We start from the raw sequence: 1,592 nt of genomic DNA, 5'->3' as shown, positions 1-1,592 counted from the left end.
TAACTAAGACTTCCCATACCTAAAATGGGCTTCGCACCTTGAAAATTCAATACTTCAGCTAACAAAATAGCGATTTATGCCACCACAGCCTCTGGATGGAGTGCATTACGCAGATATTTCGGTAGTCTTGCTTCGAAATCAGCAGTAAAAGCTGTCAATTGCTCATCGCTGAGCTTTAAGATTTCCTGAAAGCTTGCCATTAAGGCATCCATCAGGATGCCAAGTGATCTGCTAAAAGTAATGTCTGCCATTTCATCAACAAGGAAGAAGAACAACTCGCCAAGAGTTCTCTGATCTTCATTTTGACGCTGCTCCATTGCAAGTAACATATATCTGGTAAATACAATGGCCACGTGGGCCGTCAGTGCATCATAGGATAAACTATGGCATTCTCCAATCAGATTCAGCATAGATTTGCAGGTTTTGAAGAAAACCTCAATCTGCCAGCGCTTTCCATAAATACGGATAATCTCTTCTTCGGAAAGGGTCGTATCTGTACAGATAAAAGCAAGCCAGTCCTTGCGATTCGCTTTGTTCCTTACGCAAACGATTTTCGCTGGAATAGGATTCTCCTTTCCTACCATAACGTCAACAGAAAGCAGATACTTTGATCTGCCACGGCGTTTTTTGTTCCGGGAATAGATCTCTTTGATATTCAACTGCTCACCACAGTATGAATATTTGATACGGCTGCTTTTCTTAATCATAGCAATCACATCCATATCTTTTGAATGGATGGCTGTGATCTGTGCCGGGTTGGAAAACCAGGAATCAAAAAGGACATAATCAGCTTTCAGTCCTGCACTGATGGCAGTATCCAACAGGGTCATCATTGCTTCTGGCGCTTTTGTCTGAGCAAGCTTGCGTCTTTTCCCTGCAATGGTTCTGTTATCAAAGTCCTTTACTGGACCGATGATATTTGTATCTTTTGCAGATGCTAACAGGCAGCTGTTTACCGGAATCAGTGTATTTCCATCACTCCAGCTTAAGGTAAGCATCCGAAAACCTTTTTTGAAATGCATATCGGTGTGGTCGAAAACCTTTGATGCCAGTTCTGTTTTCTTGCAGCTGGTACGATTAAAAAGGCTGTCATCAATGATGAAAACATTTTTCCTGTTATCATCCGTTAGATCTTTGAGATCATTATTTACGATATCAGCAGCAAGAAGAGAAGTAAAACGGAGCCAGTTTGTTTTTACCGAATTAAGGAAACGATAAAAAGTGTTCTTTGAAAAATCTTCCTTAAAAGAGCCAGTCCGTTGCTGCATATACATACTCCTTCCGACAAAAATGTTGCTGAGTTTGTAACGAAGCAGAGAAACAGGTGAAACACCTTTTTCTTTCATCCCATTACATCTGGCAAGAAGATTGCCAACATGATGTTTGGAAAAAAATCTCTGAACACAGTCAATTAAGTCGTTCTCATCGAAATGGTTTTGTGGTATACTGGACATGGCATAAATCTCCTTTGTAAAAATGGTTTCTAGTCAATTCCATTATACCAAACGGAACAGGTTTATGCCTTTTTTATTGGCTGAAATATTGAATTTTCAAGGTTCAACACACCGTATCGGTGTGGGAAGTTTTAGTTA

At 40.2% G+C, this 1,592-nt stretch carries 1 protein-coding gene; it reads right to left on the bottom strand.

Going from position 1 to position 1,592, the window contains the following annotated elements:
* Positions 1-74: 74 nt before the first annotated feature.
* Positions 75-1,454: an IS4 family transposase gene (locus ACTNES_RS20735; RefSeq protein WP_441040562.1), complete on the bottom strand. Its 1,380-nt coding sequence runs from the start codon at positions 1,452-1,454 to the stop codon at positions 75-77.
* Positions 1,455-1,592: the final 138 nt, after the last annotated feature.

This window comes from Blautia sp. HCP3S3_D9 (assembly GCF_052063845.1).
Lineage (GTDB): Bacteria > Bacillota > Clostridia > Lachnospirales > Lachnospiraceae > Blautia_A.
The sequence above is the reverse complement of the archived record's forward strand: the minus strand, read 5'-3'. Positions and strand labels throughout refer to the sequence as shown.

Excerpts from the sequence above, each read along its gene's own strand:
- ACTNES_RS20735 (WP_441040562.1), bottom strand. The coding sequence starts at position 1,454 with ATGTCCAGTATACCACAAAACCATTTCGATGAGAACGACTTAATTGAC.